Annotated in this window: 13 protein-coding genes and 1 pseudogene; 10 read left to right on the forward strand and 4 right to left on the reverse strand. The window is 42.7% G+C overall.

The window, feature by feature from the left end:
• Window positions 1–141: 141 nt before the first annotated feature.
• From ACS8FC_RS12025 to ACS8FC_RS12040, 4 genes are all read left to right on the forward strand, one after another.
• Window positions 142–1,905 carry a sodium:solute symporter family protein gene (locus tag ACS8FC_RS12025; RefSeq protein ID WP_439296982.1) on the forward strand — a complete coding sequence of 588 codons (1,764 nt, stop codon included), beginning with the start codon at window positions 142–144 and terminating at the stop codon, window positions 1,903–1,905.
• Window positions 1,902–3,863, forward strand: coding sequence for an oxidoreductase (locus ACS8FC_RS12030; RefSeq protein ID WP_439296983.1), 1,962 nt, complete (start codon window positions 1,902–1,904; stop codon window positions 3,861–3,863). Before ACS8FC_RS12025 ends, ACS8FC_RS12030 begins: the two co-directional genes overlap by 4 nt.
• Window positions 3,864–4,151: 288 nt before the next feature.
• Window positions 4,152–5,867: a 5-guanidino-2-oxopentanoate decarboxylase gene (locus tag ACS8FC_RS12035; RefSeq protein ID WP_439296984.1), complete on the forward strand. Its 1,716-nt coding sequence runs from the start codon at window positions 4,152–4,154 to the stop codon at window positions 5,865–5,867.
• Between the two features lie 232 nt (window positions 5,868–6,099).
• Window positions 6,100–7,611: an aldehyde dehydrogenase family protein gene (locus ACS8FC_RS12040; RefSeq protein ID WP_439296985.1), complete on the forward strand. Its 1,512-nt coding sequence runs from the start codon at window positions 6,100–6,102 to the stop codon at window positions 7,609–7,611.
• A 468-nt stretch (window positions 7,612–8,079) separates the two neighbouring features.
• Here ACS8FC_RS12040 and ACS8FC_RS12045 read toward each other — a convergent pair whose 3' ends face one another.
• The 4 genes from ACS8FC_RS12045 to ACS8FC_RS12060 form a co-directional block, all read right to left on the reverse strand.
• Window positions 8,080–8,526: a hypothetical protein gene (locus tag ACS8FC_RS12045; protein WP_439296986.1), complete on the reverse strand. Its 447-nt coding sequence runs from the start codon at window positions 8,524–8,526 to the stop codon at window positions 8,080–8,082.
• A gap of 209 nt (window positions 8,527–8,735) precedes the next feature.
• Window positions 8,736–9,901, reverse strand: a protein-coding gene (locus tag ACS8FC_RS12050) for an IS3 family transposase (RefSeq protein ID WP_439296987.1) whose coding sequence is annotated in 2 segments (ribosomal slippage) — window positions 8,736–9,643 and window positions 9,643–9,901 — 1,167 coding nt in all. Because the reading frame shifts where the segments join, the coding sequence is not laid out codon by codon here.
• Between the two features lie 193 nt (window positions 9,902–10,094).
• Window positions 10,095–11,648: an ATP-binding protein gene (locus ACS8FC_RS12055; RefSeq protein WP_439296988.1), complete on the reverse strand. Its 1,554-nt coding sequence runs from the start codon at window positions 11,646–11,648 to the stop codon at window positions 10,095–10,097.
• Window positions 11,638–12,372: a heavy metal response regulator transcription factor gene (locus ACS8FC_RS12060; protein WP_025645672.1), complete on the reverse strand. Its 735-nt coding sequence runs from the start codon at window positions 12,370–12,372 to the stop codon at window positions 11,638–11,640. The genes ACS8FC_RS12055 and ACS8FC_RS12060 overlap by 11 nt, the downstream gene beginning before the upstream one ends.
• 227 nt (window positions 12,373–12,599) lie before the next feature.
• Here ACS8FC_RS12060 and ACS8FC_RS12065 point away from each other — a divergent pair, with 227 nt between their 5' ends.
• From ACS8FC_RS12065 to ACS8FC_RS12090, 6 genes and pseudogenes are all read left to right on the forward strand, one after another.
• Window positions 12,600–12,926 (forward strand): hypothetical protein, encoded by a 327-nt coding sequence (locus ACS8FC_RS12065; protein ID WP_439296989.1) that lies wholly within the window; start codon window positions 12,600–12,602, stop codon window positions 12,924–12,926.
• 134 nt (window positions 12,927–13,060) lie between these two features.
• On the forward strand, window positions 13,061–13,339 hold the full coding sequence (locus tag ACS8FC_RS12070; RefSeq protein WP_193006275.1) for a hypothetical protein: 279 nt from the start codon (window positions 13,061–13,063) through the stop codon (window positions 13,337–13,339).
• Between the two features lie 125 nt (window positions 13,340–13,464).
• Window positions 13,465–14,061 carry a c-type cytochrome gene (locus ACS8FC_RS12075; RefSeq protein WP_025645677.1) on the forward strand — a complete coding sequence of 199 codons (597 nt, stop codon included), beginning with the start codon at window positions 13,465–13,467 and terminating at the stop codon, window positions 14,059–14,061.
• Between the two features lie 139 nt (window positions 14,062–14,200).
• The gene (locus tag ACS8FC_RS12080) at window positions 14,201–14,830 is read left to right on the forward strand and encodes a DUF411 domain-containing protein (RefSeq protein WP_025645678.1); all 630 of its coding nucleotides are present in this window, start codon (window positions 14,201–14,203) and stop codon (window positions 14,828–14,830) included.
• A 67-nt stretch (window positions 14,831–14,897) separates the two neighbouring features.
• Window positions 14,898–16,595 carry a copper resistance system multicopper oxidase gene (locus ACS8FC_RS12085; protein WP_439260842.1) on the forward strand — a complete coding sequence of 566 codons (1,698 nt, stop codon included), beginning with the start codon at window positions 14,898–14,900 and terminating at the stop codon, window positions 16,593–16,595.
• 25 nt (window positions 16,596–16,620) lie between these two features.
• Window positions 16,621–17,111 (forward strand): annotated as a pseudogene (locus tag ACS8FC_RS12090) (copper resistance protein B); the annotation flags it as partial.

Genomic DNA, 17,111 nt, shown 5'->3' on the forward strand with positions numbered 1-17,111 from the left:
AGAAGAAAAACCGTATTTTAACAGAACTAGTAGTAGGCTAGATTTGTACTGTTTATAGTTGGTTTGAATAACATTGGAAGTTAACTTAACGGCATCTGATACCTATGCTGTTAATGTGCCACATTATATTAAGGATGATCCATGAATATATACTTCTGGGGACTATTAGTTAGCATTGCTGTCTACCTGCTAGTAGGCAACTATGCCGGGCGTAGGGTACAAGGTATAGAAGACTACTACGTGGCAGGGCGAAACGCGCCCACATTACTGATTGTTGGTACCTTAGTAGCCAGTTTTCTTAGTACCACCGCTTTTCTTGGTGAAACGGGCTTTGCCTACGACGGCTATGCCTTTTTGATGCTGGCACTGACCGCAATCAATACCAGCGGCTACGTGCTAGGGGCACTATTCTTCGGGCGTTTTATACGGCGTAGCAAATCATTGACCGTTCCAGAGTTTTTTGCTAAACGTTTTGATTCGCGTGCAGTTCAGAGGCTAGCTGGGTATACCACCGCGATAGGTCTGACCGCCTATTTACTTGCTGTCACCCAAGGCGCTTCGATTTTGATCTCAGATGTGGCAGGAATCCCCTATGGCGTTGCTCTGCTCATGGTTTGGGTAGGCTACATGGGATTCACGCTGTATTCGGGATCTAGCGGTGTGGTACTAACTGACACTATTATGTTTATACTGTTTACCGCGGTTACCGTCATCGCTCTACCTTATATACTGGTTGAAGGGGGCGGTTGGCATGCTTCGTTGACCGCGCTTGCCAACTATGATCCCAAGCCTGGTATTATTGCTTGGCATGGATTAACGGGGGAAAATGCTATATGGTCTTCGGGAGGTGAAGCTCTTGTTTGGGCTATCATACTGGGAGCCTCTTGGTCAATCGTGCTGGCAGTCAGCCCATGGCAAACCAGCCGTTATCTGATGGCAAGAAGTGAACATGTGGTAGTACGCTCAGCTTGTATCGCTGGACTGGTACTCGCCTCAATGTACATAATTATGATGTTCAGCGGAGCCGCTATCAACCTTGCCAACCCAAATATCGAACCCTCTGAGCGCGCTATCATTTGGGCAGGCATAAACATGATGCCGGCGTTTGTTGGTACCTTGCTAATTTCGGGTATTATGGCTGCCGCTCTATCTTCTTGTTCAACCTTTTTGTCCTTAATAAGCTTTAGTGTTACCAACGATATCATTGATTCAAGCAAGTGGGGCGAGAAAAAGACATTACGCCTGAGCCGCTATATTATGTTCGCTGCAGCATTGATTAGCTTGATTTTAGCGTTTCTCCAGCCACCAGCAGTGATGTGGATAACGTATTTCGCTGGCACTTTGTTTGCGTCTTCTTGGGGACCTGTCGCCTTTATGAGTATCTGGAGTCGCCGCATCAGTGCGCCCGCAGCTTTTGTTGGAATGTTCGTCGGTTTTGTCGTTAATATCGGCGCTAAGCTGATGGACACTGCTGGGATGATTTCATTGTCTGTATATATGGATCCCTTTATCTTAGGTATTGTCAGTAGTATTGTTTGTATTCTAGTGATTTCTCGTTTCACCAAGCCAACGGTCGCCGCTCTCGCCTACCTCGAAGCTATTCACAAGACACCAGAGGAAGAGTTCGATCCGGTAAAAGTTAAGAAAACATTGATTTGGCCGGTCATTGTAATGGTCTCGGGGCTAGCCATTTCAGTGCTAATGCTCGTGTTCTATGCGGTTCCTTATGCCGCAGCAGTAGGACGTGAGTTCAGTATATTCAGCGGCGAAAGCTTGCTGGCAATGGGCTACGGACTGGCGGTATTTAGCGTAGGATTGCTAGCTTTTTGGCAAGTAAAACGATCTTATGGTCACAAAGCTGCAAGCATCGCAGCTGATAAACAGTTAATGGAGTCACGTTCATGAATACTCAGAAGCTCTTCCCAACTCTATTTTCACCGTTTAAAATTGGTCAGCACACTATACCTAATCGCATCGTGTTTACGGGTCATGATACCTGTTTACCAGAAGATGGCGTTGTCAACGATGCGCTTGTCGCGTATATCGAGAAGCGTGCTCGGCATGGTACTGGTCTAATTGTACTGCAAGTCTCGGGGGTACACGAAACCGCACGCTATACCTCTCAATTGCTGATGGCTAACCAAGATGAATGCATTCCAGGATATAGACGCTTGGTCGAGGCCTGTCAGCGTCACGGCAGTGTGCTTTTTGCACAACTGTTTCATCCAGGTCGCGAAATTATGGAATCTGCCGATGGATTAAAACCGGTCGCTTACTCTGCTTCTAGCACTCCTCAAGAACGCTTTCATGTCATGCCTCGTGCCCTCAACCAAAGCATGATTAATGAGATTGTCACCAGTTTTGGCGACGCGGCTATACGCATGCAGCAGGCAGGCATTCAAGGCGTAGAAATTCTTGCCAGTCATGGCTATCTACCAGCACAGTTTCTGAACCCAAAGGTGAACAGTCGAAACGATAAGTACGGTGGTAGCTTCGCCAACCGCATACGTTTTCTCGAAGAGATTATTGATGAGATTCGTAGCCGAGCCGGAGATGAGTTGGCAGTAGGCCTGCGTATCTCTTGTGACGAGCGCGATGAAGACGGTATGAGCGCAGGGGATACAATCGAAGCACTAAAACATTTAGAAAATAAGCTGGACTATGCCAGTGTTGTTGCCGGCACCTCAGCGTCGCTAGGGGGAGCGGTGCATATTGTGCCACCCATGATATATGACAGTGCCTACCTTAAAGACGAAGCTCTGGCGCTACGCGCGGGCCTGTCCTTACCCCTGATCCTCACTGGGCGTATTAACCAACCGCATGAGGCGGAAGAGGTAATATGTTCAGGAGCTGCGGATTTATGTGGTATGACCCGAGCGTTGATTTGCGATCCAGCAATGCCGAGTAAGGCCATAACCAATGATGCTGATGGCATTCGTGCTTGTATTGGCTGCAACCAAGCTTGCATTGGCCGCTTTCATCGTGGCCTACCAATCTCCTGCATACAATATCCAGAATCAGGCCGTGAGCTGGAGTACGATGACATCGGTACCGCGCTACATCCTCGTCGTGTTGGGGTAATCGGTGGCGGTCCAGCAGGCATGAAGGCTGCCGTAGTAGCAGCAGCTAGAGGACATAAAGTGACACTCTTTGAAGCCAATTCACGTTTGGGGGGTCAAGCAAATCTGGCGCAACTATTGCCACATCGTGCTGAGTTCGGTGGAATTGTCACCAACTTGCAAGAAGAGCTTAAGCGTAGTCAGGTAGAGGTGTTGACGCAGCAAAGCGTCACGCCGGAAAAACTGCTTGAAGAAGGCTACGAGGAAGTACTAATGGCTACTGGTGCCAGACCCTATAGTCCAACTTTGGAATGTATGGGCAGTTTGCCAGTCAGTCAAGCTATGGATTTACTAGGTGCAACCACTTTGCCCGGGGGGCATGTGGTGGTCTATGACAGCAAGGGTGACTGGATCGGCGTTGGCATCGCAGAAATGCTGGCAAAGTCAGGCGCGAAGGTTACGCTTGCGGTCAATGGCCTACATGTCGGTGAATCGTTGCAGAGTTATGTCCGCGATAATACAGCGGCAAGAATTCACAATCTTGGCATTAAGATAATAACTTACGCCCGAGCATTTGGGATAGACGATGACACGGTCTATTTTCATCACACAGCAGGCGGTGAGCCAATGATTCTGGATAACGTAGATCATCTAGTATTATCTTGTGGTGGAATACCCAACGTCGACCCTGAAGATGAGGATCGATGGCTTGATTTACCGATTACTCTGATCGGTGATTGCCTTGCCCCACGTACTGCCGAGGAAGCTGTGTACGATGGTCTCAAATTCGCCATGAGTATTTGAATGGAGCCCTTACTAACGAAAATCTTTGGCGCGATCAAACGTGTGATAGGTTCTACAGGGTAACTTTGTGATTGTTAGCTTTATGATTATTAACTAATGGTTATCTATCTTTAGATAAAGCACAAGCAATTAAATCATAAATTGATGTTTTCAACCTGATTCTAAAATTATGATCTAGTCGAATTATTGCTTTATGGTTCAAGCAATGAATCTTTAGTTCCAATGCCCAATCTATTGTTTGAGATCAGCCGATAATGCTAACTGTAAACTTTCAAGGATGAACGACTTATGACAAAACATACAACGACGACAACGACAGAAAACACTCTGCCTACCATTCCATCAATAACTTGTGGCGAGCTACTCGTACAATGGCTAGAATATTATGGCGTTGACACGGTATTTGGTATTCCGGGTGTCCATACCGTAGAGCTATATCGTGGCCTGCCTAATACTAGTATTAAGCATATCACTCCGCGTCATGAGCAAGGCGCTGGATTTATGGCCGATGGCTATTATCGAGCTTCTGGTAAGGTAGGCGTTTGCTTTATCATTACTGGTCCCGGTATGACTAATATCATGACCGCCATGGCGCAAGCATTAGCGGATTCTATACCTATGCTGGTCATATCGAGCGTAAATAAAATAGCGCAAACAGGTAGCGGGGAGGGGCATTTGCATGAGCTGCATGATCAGCAAGGTATGGTCAGCAAAGTTGCTCTCACTAGCAAAACGATTTGGCAGCCTGAAGCGCTTCCTAAAGTCATCGCCGGGGCCTTTGCATTATTCAATGGTACACGTCCAGGCCCGGTACATATCCAATTGCCCATTGATGTGATTACCGCTGATGCTAGTCACGTCGCCAAACCACCTACAAAAGGTCAAGTCAGTTCAAGCAATGCTACAGTGCCGCAAATTATGTTGCCATGTCCTCATCCTGAGCAGTTAGATTTAATCGCCCAGCAGCTAAAAACAGCGAAAAACCCAGTATTACTTTATGGCGGCGGCTGCGTCGATGTTGATAGCGACGCGCAAAAGCTAGCAGAGCTTATCGATGTGCCGACCTTTTTGACCATAAATGCCAAAGGGTTATTACCGCCCGCGCATCCACTCAGTTTGGGCAGCAACTCGTCATTGCCAGCAGGTCGGACGCTTATTGGAGAGGCTGATGTGGTATTAGCAATTGGTACTGAGCTTGGCGAGACTGACTACGACACCGTACTGGATGGCGGGTTTCGTATCAACGGCACGCTTATCCGCATTGACTGCGATGCCGAGCAATTACAGCGTCCTTTTATAGCAGATATTGCGGTATTGTCTGATGCACAAATGGCGATTAGTGGACTGTGCATGCGCTTACAAAACCAAAACTTAGACCGTCAAGCTGACGACAAAGTAGAGCAAATTAAACAAGATATGGTCAAGGAGATACCAGCCAATTTTGCTGGACAAAATGCCTTACTTAAGCTGTTTAGAGATGAGGTAGCAGACGTCATTATTGTCGGCGACTCAACGCAGCCAGTTTATAGCGGTAATCATAGCTTTGAAGCGTTGGCTACCCGTCGCTGGTTTAATTCGGCAACTGGATATGGCACCTTAGGTTATGGTCTACCAGCAGCTATCGGCGCTATGATTGCATCTAATAAACCCGTTGTCAGTCTGATCGGTGATGGTGGTATTCAGTTCACTATCGCCGAACTTATTTGCGCCGCTGAACTCGAGTTGCCGCTGATTGTATTAATCTGGAATAACCAAGGTTATGGAGAGATACGTAGCTATATGGAAAAAGGCGGGCTGCCACTTATTGGGGTCAATATTAAAACGCCAAGCTTTGAGCCATTAGCGGCAGGGTTTGGCGCAGGCTATCGTAGAATCACTGCTAAGCAGCAACTATTAGACGCGCTGCAAGAAGACATTAAAGGCAAGCAACCAGTTATTTATGAGGTTGATGAAGCCGATGAATTTTTGACTGAAATGGGCCATTCCTTTACGTATTTCAGTTAAATGCGTTTAAGTAGTTTGGGTACTCGTAGTTATAATATTAAGAATTTAAGATACATGTACTTACCAGTAGCCAATTTCAACAAACGATTTAATTAAAAATTTTATAACTCCTACAAATATTTCTTTATTTTTTATATGTTATTAAGGCATGTCTTCAATCTGAACAAACGAGCCTTAAGATAATTTTTGTAGGTATATTTTTTCATCAAAACATTAAAGGTGGTAACCTAATATGAATAACGAATCTAAATACATCACGCAAGAATTGGCAAAAGAGACAGTCAACAACGAAGTGGTACTAGACTCTGCTTATATAAATGGCAGTTGGGAAGCTATTGAGTCATCATCTATTAGTCATAACGGTATAAATGAACATTCATTATATGACCCAAGTACCGGAGAGGTTATAGCCACGGCTCGATTATGCACTGAGGCTCATGTAGATGCTGCTGCTAATGCAGCTTCTAAAGCTCTGTCTTCATGGTCACAAACCACAGTAAGCGAACGTGCTGGTTATTTGCATGCCATTGCCGATGCGATGCAGGAGCAGCTCGAGCAGCTAGTAGGGTTATCTGTTTTAAACAGTGGTAAGCCTATTGCAGAAGCTAAGATGGATGTCGATGATGCTATTGCTTGCTACCGCTATTATGCTGATCTTATAGTCGAACAAACTACTTGGACCGAAGTGGCAACGGACGATTCTAGTGTAAAACTACTTAAAACATACGCTCCTATTGGTGTCTGCGTGCTTATTGTTCCTTGGAACTTTCCTATGGTGACGACCTCTTGGAAATTAGCACCAGCTTTAGCAGCAGGATGTACCGTAATATTAAAACCATCCGAGGTGACGTTGTTGCCAGAGTTGATGCTAGGTAATATATTATCAGCTATTGGTTTACCAAAAGGTGTCGTCAATATTCTACCAGGCGCTGCAGAAGTAGGGGCAGCGATGACCAATCACCCCCTGATTGATAAAGTATCTTTTACTGGTAGTAATGGGGTGGGAGAAAAGGTCATGGCCCAAGCCGCAAAAGGCGTAAAAGATATTAGTCTCGAGCTTGGTGGTAAGTCTGCTATTGTTATCCGTGCAGATGCGGACTTGGACATGGCCTGTGACATTATAAGTGGTGGTATCTTTACCAATGCAGGTCAGATGTGTTCTGCGACCTCAAGGCTGCTTGTTCATCAGGATATCGCCGACGCTTTGTATCAAAAACTAAAAGAATATATTCAAGATATTTATGTCAGCGATGGCTTTGATCCTAATACCCAAATGGGTCCATTGGTAAGTCAACAACAGCTTAATCAGGTAAATAAGTATTTCAATATTGCTACCGAAGAAAAGCTTGACTGTGTTATTGGTGGCGAAATATTAGATAGATCAGGCTATTTTGCTAGTCCAACGCTATATACAAATGTGCCAACGCAGAGTTCCTTGTGGACGGAAGAGATATTTGGTCCTGTACTCGTTAGCAATACTTTTAAAGATGATGAAGAGGCTATTCAATTAGCAAATGATAGTAATTTTGGATTAGCAGCGACTGTCGTAAGCGCAGATGAGCAAGCGGCATTAGAGATGGTATCGCAAATTAAAGCCGGTCACCTTTGGATTAATGAGCAACAAATTTTATTCGTACAAGCAGGATGGGGCGGATTTAAGCAAAGTGGCATTGGCCGTGAGCTTGGTGAGGATGGTCTATCCGCTTACCAAAAGAGTAAGCACGTTATATTACCCCGCTCATAAATAGGGTAGCCTTATTCGTTTACTCGAAACATTATAGTTCTTTAAATAAAACCCCAATGCTGAGACTCAGCATTGGGGTTTCGTTCATTTGTGTCTGCATAAAATTTAAACAATAAAAAACCCCTTCAAGTCTAATAGATTTGAAGGGGTTTTTGTTCTTTCTAATATATGGTGGGCCCAGTATCAACCACATAAATATTCCAAGTTATTGATTTAAATATTTTTATTTAAAAATATTTTTTATTATACCAACGGTTATACCAACAAATGAGTTAGGATATATGCTCAGTGATCAATCAATATGGCAAAGAACTTGACCTAAAATATTATTGTTATCTATTGTTAATATAGCGCCTTCTTATGACTAGAGACATCTTAATAAGGAGTAGTTAGATTATTAGAGGCATAGGTAACAGAAAATAGTTAAGACAAGCTTTTGAAGTTTCTTTTAAATAACATCAATATCTTCTAGCGAATATCAACTACGATAATTTTTCTTGGCTCTATTGAATGATGGTTTTTAATCATTTTTTGAATATTCTGCTTTAGCTTTTTATCGCTATTAAGATGCTGTTGACTGTTTTCTAATATTAGTTGCACATAATTGGGTAGTATCTCTGTTTTATTGTTTTCAATTTGCTCAGTAAGCTTACTCTTTAATGCACTCTTTTTTGAGAACAACTCTTTTAATCTATTTGTAATAGTCTCAATAGACATATAGTCATTCATAGAGTCTTGTTTTAAGTCACAAAATAACTGATAAAAATGAATGCATCTCTCTAAGATTTTTGACTTAGATAATTTTATTCCTTTCGGTAAGTTTGCAAAGTTTTCAATATCGAAAGCACTAGCAATATAGACGCCGCACTCTGGCGTTTTTGAGTAAGGGTATACCGCTGATTGGCTATATAACATATAAAGAGGAACACGCTTATTCTGCTTCGTATAATTTAGCAAAGTATTAATTTGTTGTTTAGTGTCATTTGGGTAACTAAAGGCATGACCCCTGCCGTCAAATCCGTATAACTAAACTTGGGAGATTTTAATTACGCAGCCTGACGATAATAATCAAACCACATGACCCCTGCCGTCAAATCCGTACACATAAACTTGGGAGATTTTAATTACGCAGCCTGACGATAATAATCAAACCACACCTGTCTTGGTGATTTATAGCCCAAACCCTTTTGAATTCTAGTCTGATTGTAGTAAAGCTCGATGTATCTAATAATATCGTTGATCGCTGCAAATCTAGTCTTATAATCCTGATGATATACCAGCTCGTTCTTTAAAGTGCCCCAGAAGCTTTCTATTGGAGCGTTGTCGAAGCAATTACCTTTAGCGCTCATTGAACCTGTAAACTGATGCTGCTTAACGATCTTGTGGTAGGCATGGCTGCAATACTGGCTGCCTCTGTCAGAGTGAACGATTAGCCCTTTGTTTGGACGTTTATTCCTGATGGCCATGTTCAATGCGCGACAGACCAAATCTGCGGTCATGCGTTTGTTGATCGCATAGCCGACCAGCTCTTTGGTATATAAATCTTTGACTCCCGCTAAGTACAACCAGCCCTCATGTGTCCAGATATAAGTAATATCGCTTACCCATGCTTGGTTAGGACGACTGGTGTCAAACTTCTGATCGAGCACGTTTGGATAGACCAGTTTGTGATGATTAGAGTCAGTGGTGACTTTAAAGCGCTTATGACGACGACATTTAATGCCGTGTTCCTCTTTGATGCTTCTTACCATATATAGGCTAATGTCATGCCCTTGCTCGCTTAGATGAGCATGCAGTCGATCTACGCCATAACGTTCTTTCGTTTCATTGTGAGCGGCTTTAACCAGTAACTCGCACTGATTACGATGTACCTGCTGACAGCTGATATGACGACCTAGCCAGTCATAGTAGCTTGAGGGTTTAACCTGTAGTACGCGGCACATGCTACTAATGCTAAAGACTTGCTGGTTGTCTTTGATAAAGGCGTACTTGACTAGCTGTTTTTCGCGAAGTACGCCGTCGCCTTTTTTAGTATTTCGCGCTCCTCTTCAGCCACTTTAAGCTGCCGCTTGAGCTGCTTTATCTCTTTAAGAGCACTTATAAGATCAGGATCGTATTGAGCTGTTCCTACAAGTTTGCCTTGATTGGCTTTGTTATGCCAATTTGAGAGCGTTTGCATGGCAATGCCAAGCTGCTTTGCAGTCGCTGAAATATTGCCGTTATTGTCTGCTATCTTCTTAACGGCTTCTGCTTTAAATTCGTCACTGTAGGTTCTTACTTTCTTGGTCATGGTAAACTCCTGTCAATACGCTTAGTTTACCAAGTTTAGTTGTACGGTTTCTTCAGCATAGCTCATCATAATCTAGCCTTATACACTATATGAATAATAGCATTCAGAGCCTTTCGACTTATCAAAATAAAATAGACCTATAGTAGGTCTACATATTATTAATATTTTGAACACTAGGATATTGAGGTGTATGCTACTTAGCAATCAATAATCCTACAGTAACTTCAAAACAATACTCATCTTTGTTAGTGATATTGACCGTCCCTTTATGAGCATTAGCAATAGCCTGAACGATAGATAAACCCAAACCTGATCCTGAATGGTGCTGGCTAGTTTTATCATGACGATAAAAGCGCTCAAACAATCGATCTGCTTCGCTTTGGTTTAGAGGTTTTTCTAGAAGGTTAGTAAAAGTTATCTCTAGCCAAGATTGCTTCGCGGTTTGAGTGTTACTTTGATCGTCTTCAAGCATCTTATAATTATTAACGGAAGTATTTGGAGTGTTGACAGTGGCTGATATTGTGACGACGCTATTACTAGCGGCGTAGTAGATCGCGTTTGATAGCAGATTAGCAAATAGCCTTTGTAATAAACCTTCATCGCCTAATACTGCCTTAAAATCTCCTAATTTTACAAAAGTTATTTTACGATCCTCGGCAATCATTTCAAAGTAATCTAACAGCTTATTGATTAGGACCTCAGTATCTACAGTAGTCACTTGCGAATCACTCAGTCCTTTTTGGGTTTTTGCTAGCAGTAGCATGTTGTTAATCATCGCCGATAATTGCTCTAAGGTGTCATGTTGCTGATGTAATTGTTCGACATATTCCTCTTCCTCTCTAGGCTTATTTAACATGACTTGCGTTTGCGTAATCAGCGTCGCTATTGGCGTGCGTAGCTCATGCGCGATATTGTCTGAAAATCGCGACAACGACTCAAAATTGCTTTCAAGCTTAGCCATCATCGAGTTATAGGATTCTGCTAAAGGTCTTAGCTCTAATGGCATATCACTAACTATTACTCTTTCGCTCAATTTTTCAGGATGAATACCTTTCATCCTTTGCACGATAGTGGATAAAGGGGCAAAACCCCAATACACGCTTAAGGCTGCTATTGAAACCAACAGTAGTGTGATGGCAAATAGGATCAGACTAAGTTGACGGTTAAACTGTAATAAATACTGATGATGCACGTCAATGGGTAAGGCGATAAGGGCAAGCATGTCATCGTCTCCAATAACCATAGCTCGATAACGTCTGTCTTTAATATTTATTACAAACTGTCTGTCATCATGATTTTGCTGTAATGATAATAGGTTAAAGTCGGCACTTAATTCATTAGCAAAGTTTTTGGGAGTACTAGATAGCAATCGCCCCTCTTTATCAGCAATGATAGTTTTTAGATCGTAATCTAGCGCTGATGAATGCAGGTGATCATCATTTTCTGTGGCTATTGTAGGAAGTAGATTTGAAGAAGCTTTCGAGCTTAGCGGTTGTTGAGTGTTTGATGGACTTTGAGGCTTAGGTAGTGTCTGAGAGGCTATTTGGTTATCCGCCTCTGTTACGCGCTTACGTAGATTAAAGGCTGCGTGGGTAATGATTTCAGCATCCATTTGCTCAAAATGGCCTTTAACAGAGTGCTGTACCCAGATATAGATTATCAACTGCGATAAAACGACAAACATCGTCAATAAAAACACAGTTCGCCATAGTAAGGGTAAGCGTCGATTGTCCAATCTATTTATCATATTGGCTATCTTCCGTTTCGCTGGCAGCTTTATTACTAGCTGAAACGTCGACAGCATCTAATCGGTAGCCCATGCCACGCACAGTATGAATTAGCTTGGTATCAAACTCATCGTCTATTTTTATACGCAGACGTCTTATTGCCACATCAATCACATTAGTATCGTTATCAAAGTTCATATCCCATACTTGTGAAGCAATGATTGAGCGTGGTAATACTTCACCGCGGCGCTCTAATAGAAACTGTAATAGGGAGAACTCTTTTGCGGTTAGTTTAATGGGCGTGTCTCCTCTATGTACAGTGCGCTTGGCAATGTCCATTTTGAGATCCGCTATTTGCATGAGCGTACTTTTATAGTCGGCTTGATTGGCGCGTCGTAATAAGCTTTTTATCCTGACTATTAACTCTGCAAAGGCAAAAGGTTTGGTCAGATAATCATCACCGCCAATCTCAATCCCCTTGATTTTGTCATCTAAATCATCTTTTGCGGTTAGAAATAACACTGGCGTATGCTTGCCAGCCGCTCGGTAATTACGTACTAGCTCAAAACCGCTAACATCAGGCAGCATAACATCCATGAGTATCACGCTAAACTCTTCAGTCATCATAGCATGGTAGCCATCTAAACCTGTCAGCTGATGATCAACAATGAAGCCTGCTTCACTTAAGCCTTTTTTTACATATTCGCCGAGTTTTAATTCATCTTCTACTAGTAGTACTTTCATAGTAATCCTTCAATATAATTATGATTTTATAATACCCAAATCAATATAAATGACAAAACGGACTGGTATCTGACAAAGATGTCATGCGCTCGTCATCAAATGGTCAGTCTTCGTTTGTTAATCTATACCTATAGTACATAGCGGCTCATTCTTGATACGAGTAGCTACTATGAATTATTACTACAGGTAATTAGTTTCAATATTTAATAATTTATTAAGGATGTTATATGAAAAGCTATCGTTCATTCAAAAAAGTGGTGCTGCTATCCGCTTCGATGCTTATCGGTATATCAGCAGCTAATGCGCATACTACCAATCTAAGCACTTCAATTATCGATAATTGCGATAACTTAACTACGTTTGCCAGAAATCTAGATCACAATAACGCGCAGATGTCTGATGCTCAAATGAAAAGCTATGTTGATGCACGAGTCGCTTGCGAAGTTCAGCATCAAGATCAACATCTGCAGTCTGAAAAGTATTTTATAAAAAAATATGGTAGCGATCGTGATAGAAATGCTGATGCCATACTAAATGAATACGTGCAGCATTAAAATATAAAAGTAGCAAGATGACAATATTGTCATCTTGCTGTCATCTCTCTGTCAGAATCAATAAGTTATGCTTTAGACTGAATTAATATCCTAAAGCTTTATGTACCCTCAACTAAATCAATTAAGGATTAACCATGTCACTCTTTAAATCAAAGTCTTTACCTAAAGCAATCGTAGCCACTGCCGTCGCTCTAGTCGTTTCAACCTCAGCTCTAGCACATGATCCTAAAATGCATGCTGAAAAAGATCAAATGAACTGTGAAAAAATGGAAAAGCATATGCAAATGATGCAAAAAATGGATCATAGCAAGATGGACATGAACGATCCCGCTATGAAATCAATGATGGCTAACATGGGTAAAATGAAACAAATGTATCAAAAGCACTGCGTAACAGATAAAAGTGACTCTTAAACATTGATTTTATAAATCCTTTATTACTGCTAGATAGTTTCATCAATCAGTAATAAGGGTTTGTAGGAAATATTTGTAGACGCTAAGAGTAGGGTATTAAAGAAAATGGATTTTAGGATAAACCCATGAAGTTTTTACTAGGAGTACTTTTCACTGTCGTGGTCGCTATTGTTGGTGTCTTTACTGTGGTTATGAGTGGTGTCATTAATATTGGCGCTGATCAAGGACATAGTCCATTGGTTTATAATTTCTTGGAGACGGCTCGTACCCGTTCAATAGCCTACGCTAGCAAGGACATTATTGTTCCAGATTTAGAAAAAGTAGAGATGATTAGCTCAGGCGGTGCCGATTACAAAGATATGTGCGCAGGCTGCCATTTGTCTCCTGGGGTAGAGAGCACTGATTTTAGTGAGAGCCTATACCCTAAGCCACCTAATTTCACTAATGCGCAAGTAGTTGATCGTTATAAAACGGATGCAGGAGCTCAGCAAAGTTTTTGGGCGATTAAGCACGGTATTATGGCATCAGGCATGCCAGCATGGGGTGCTTCTCATGACGACGATAGAATGTGGGCAATGGTCGCTTTTATTAGATCACTACCTGAGTTAAATGAGAATCAGTATACCATGCTAACCACTAGACTGGATGATGACATGATGGATATGTCACTGAATAGCGACATGATGGATATGTCAGAAGGTGGAGCTGGAATGCAGCATTAATTCTTCCATATTCCTTTATAAAAGCGCAGTGCTAAATAGTGCTGCCTTTTGGGATTTAAACTTTGCCTATACTACACTTAGTTATAGGGTATAAATCTTTAGAAGGTTCAACAGATAAGCAGACGCTTAGGAGTAAGTTATGAGACGCTATATAAATATAATGGGCAATGGACATAAAAAGGTATCAGCTTCTGCTCTTTTACTAGTAGCAACGTCAACAGTAATGGCTTGTAGTCAGCCCGATACTAGTGTTTCAAATTCTACTCAAACTGAGCCAACGCTTGCCACCAAAAGTGCTCAAATAGAGCAACCACAACCGCAAATGATGTCTGTCAGTGCTAATTCAGGTACTGGGTCGACAATTCTACAAAACGTCTCGGCTACAGTTTACAAAGATGCTAATTGTGGCTGCTGCAAAGAATGGGTAGGCTATGCCGAAGGTCATGGTCTAAGCGCAACTGCGCAAGACGTTACAGATTTATCTTTATTTAAAGAGCGTTACGGTGTCCCGCAGCAAATGCGCTCTTGTCATACCACCGTCACTACTAATGGTTATGTTTTTGAAGGTCACGTTCCTGCCAAATACATGGCACAGTTTCTAGCCAATCCGCCAACTGATTCCATCGGTCTTGCGGTACCGAGTATGCCAGTTGGTAGTCCGGGCATGGAATATCAAGATAAATTTATGCCCTATAAAGTCATGCAATTGAACAAGGATGGCAGCACTCAAGTGTATGCGGCTATTGAGTCGCCAGCGCAGCAGATGTAGTTCTATTAATAAGTTATCAGATATATAAGTTCAACTCTCATTTCATGGATTAACTTAGGTCAATATTATGAATAAAAACAGATTTAACCGCAGGCGTTTTTTGACAGGGTCATCCACCTTGCTCGGCGCGTCGATGCTATCCACACTACCGACGATGGCTAATAGTGCTTTAACTAAAAGCCAAAATGTCGTAGTCAATAGTGATAGAGCCGATCACATTGTACCTATACTAACGGGTAATGAATTTGATCTTTATGTCAGTGAGAAGATGATAACGGTCAACGGTAAGTCAAGCATGGCAACGCTGATAAATGACTCACTGCCTGCGCCAACGCTTAAGATGCAAGAAGGCGATACGGTCACCATTCGAGTCCATAATCAGCTGAATGAGTCGACCTCTATTCACTGGCATGGCCTCTTAGTGCCGTTTGAGATGGATGGCGTACCGGGTATCAGCTTTGATGGTATTCCTGCGGGTAGCACCTTCACGTACAAATTTAAACTGACACAGTCAGGCACTTATTGGTATCACTCGCATACTGGCTTCCAAGAGCAGACCGGTATGCGCGGGGCTATTGTGATTGAACCTAAAGGGCGCGAACGCTATCCTATCGAGGAAGACCATGTCATTTTGCTCAGTGATTGGACGCACCGTGACCCGCACAACTTGGTTAAACTATTAAAGCAACGCGCAGACTTTGATAATTATCATTTACCAGATTTTAAAAAGCTACTGTCCGATATTGCCGCAACAGATCTAAAAGCTGCTTTTGATAAGCGCAAAATGTGGAATCAGATGCGCATGATGCCGACAGACTTTACTGATCTGTCTGGTGAAAAAACCTTTACCTATCTGATGAATGGTAAAACCACAGCGGCTAACTGGACGCAACTTGTCAAGGCTGGACAGCCTGTCAAACTACGTTTTATTAATGGTTCAGCGCAGACGATATTTGATGTACGCATCCCCGGCCTAAAAATGAAAGTCGTCGCGACGGATGGGATTGATGTCAGTCCCGTCGATATCGATGATTTCCGTATTGGGGTGGCCGAGACTTATGATGTCATCGTGACGCCCACTAAAGACGCGCATACCATATTTGCTCAAAACATAGATCGGTCAGGCTATGTTGCGACAACGCTTGCTACCAAAAAAGGTGCTCGTCCTGCGATACCTGCTATGGACAAAATCGAATGGCTGACGATGGCCGACATGATGGGCGCCATGGGATCGAATGGCTATAACGCTAAACATGCCAAAACAGAATATGACTTTAAGTCCGATATGCGCGTTGATAGTCCGCGTATGAACCTTGATGACCCTGGTATTAATCTACGTAACATTGATAGAAAGGTTTTGAATTATAGTCAGTTGCGCTCTGTCGGCGATGAGATAATGGCAGAGCAGCGCAAACCCACCAGAGAGATTGAAATACATCTGACGGGAAACATGGAGCGCTATATTTGGGCTCTAGACGGGGTTATGTTCAAAGATGCCGCACCGGTCAATATTAAGCCCAACGAGCGCGTACGTATTACCTTAGTCAATGACACCATGATGAATCATCCCATGCATTTGCATGGTATGTGGAGCGATCTGCGGATGCCTTCAGGTGAGTTTCAAGTACGTAAGCATACGATAATGGTACAGCCTGCACAAAAGATAAGCTTTGATGTCACCGGAGAAGCTGGCAGATGGGCATGGCATTGCCACTTGCTCTATCACATGGAAGCAGGGATGTTTAGAGAAGTTGCCGTTGTTTAATAAACCTTCGAATATGAGCCTTATTATGAAAATATATAAAGTAGGTCTACCGTTTATTGGCATGTCATCTTTGATGCTACTAATGTCACCTTTAGCAAACGCTGCTGAGATGTCGAACATGGATCATGGCAGTATGGACATGTCTGGTATGGATATGTCAGATATGGATCACAGCAGCATGGATATGTCGGGCAATATGTCAGATATGGACCATAGTGGCATGGATATGTCGGGCGATATGTCAGGTATGGATCATAGTGGCATGGATATGTCGGGCATGGATCATGGCAGTATGGACATGTCAGGAATGCAAGGTGGCGAAGCACCAGCCGATGCTCGAAGCCCTGACTACTCGAACGGTGTTCCCTATGGTCGCTTTGGTAAGCCTGTGATGATGGGTAGCTTACCGTTATGGGGCGTATCAGTAGACGATTTGGGCTATCAATTTGACGATGATCAAATCAATTATGAGTTTGATACGTGGTACGGTACAGACAGCAACCGCGTAACGCTACG

The sequence above is a fragment of the Psychrobacter sp. 1Y4 genome, from assembly GCF_051847555.1.

Excerpts from the sequence above, each read along its gene's own strand:
- ACS8FC_RS12065 (WP_439296989.1), top strand. The coding sequence starts at position 12,600 with ATGAAAAGCTATCGTTCATTCAAAAAAGTGGTGCTGCTATCCGCTTCG.
- ACS8FC_RS12055 (WP_439296988.1), bottom strand. The coding sequence starts at position 11,648 with ATGATAAATAGATTGGACAATCGACGCTTACCCTTACTATGGCGAACT.
- ACS8FC_RS12040 (WP_439296985.1), top strand. The coding sequence starts at position 6,100 with ATGAATAACGAATCTAAATACATCACGCAAGAATTGGCAAAAGAGACA.
- ACS8FC_RS12085 (WP_439260842.1), top strand. The coding sequence starts at position 14,898 with ATGAATAAAAACAGATTTAACCGCAGGCGTTTTTTGACAGGGTCATCC.
- ACS8FC_RS12070 (WP_193006275.1), top strand. The coding sequence starts at position 13,061 with ATGTCACTCTTTAAATCAAAGTCTTTACCTAAAGCAATCGTAGCCACT.
- ACS8FC_RS12030 (WP_439296983.1), top strand. The coding sequence starts at position 1,902 with ATGAATACTCAGAAGCTCTTCCCAACTCTATTTTCACCGTTTAAAATT.
- ACS8FC_RS12045 (WP_439296986.1), bottom strand. The coding sequence starts at position 8,526 with ATGTTATATAGCCAATCAGCGGTATACCCTTACTCAAAAACGCCAGAG.
- ACS8FC_RS12075 (WP_025645677.1), top strand. The coding sequence starts at position 13,465 with ATGAAGTTTTTACTAGGAGTACTTTTCACTGTCGTGGTCGCTATTGTT.
- ACS8FC_RS12080 (WP_025645678.1), top strand. The coding sequence starts at position 14,201 with ATGAGACGCTATATAAATATAATGGGCAATGGACATAAAAAGGTATCA.
- ACS8FC_RS12060 (WP_025645672.1), bottom strand. The coding sequence starts at position 12,372 with ATGAAAGTACTACTAGTAGAAGATGAATTAAAACTCGGCGAATATGTA.
- ACS8FC_RS12025 (WP_439296982.1), top strand. The coding sequence starts at position 142 with ATGAATATATACTTCTGGGGACTATTAGTTAGCATTGCTGTCTACCTG.
- ACS8FC_RS12035 (WP_439296984.1), top strand. The coding sequence starts at position 4,152 with ATGACAAAACATACAACGACGACAACGACAGAAAACACTCTGCCTACC.